Genomic DNA, 326 nt, shown 5'->3' with positions numbered 1-326 from the left:
AAGATTTGGAAATAGGGGAAATAAATTCATATAATTGGGAAATATATAATTAAAAGGAATTACGAAAATGCAATAAAAATATTTTTAACAGATTATAAAAATGAAAAAAGCGAGGCCGAATAAAGGCAAGAAAATTTTTATATGAAAATTGGAGTAAATTTAAAGAAGCATTGAGAATATTTCCAAATTATTTGGCATGTTGAAAGATCATTNNTAAATTATTTATCAAAAGAGAGAAATTTTAAAAGGGCATTAAAATATATACCAAAGAGAATATTAAAGATGTTTGTTCATTCATATCAATCATACTTATGGAATAAATTATT

Annotated in this window: 1 protein-coding gene (cut by a window edge); it reads left to right on the top strand. The window is 22.2% G+C overall.

Annotation, left to right across the window (positions count from 1 at the left end; translation table 11 throughout):
- The first annotated feature begins 186 nt into the window (after positions 1-186).
- Positions 187-326 carry the 5' portion of a tRNA pseudouridine(13) synthase TruD gene (truD, locus tag LUA84_RS04480; RefSeq protein ID WP_308112665.1) on the top strand. It continues 133 nt past the right edge of the window, so the window shows 140 of its 273 coding nt (coding positions 1-140); the start codon lies at positions 187-189; the stop codon falls past the right edge of the window.

The organism is Candidatus Nanopusillus massiliensis, from assembly GCF_920984865.1.
The sequence above is the reverse complement of the archived record's forward strand: the minus strand, read 5'-3'. Positions and strand labels throughout refer to the sequence as shown.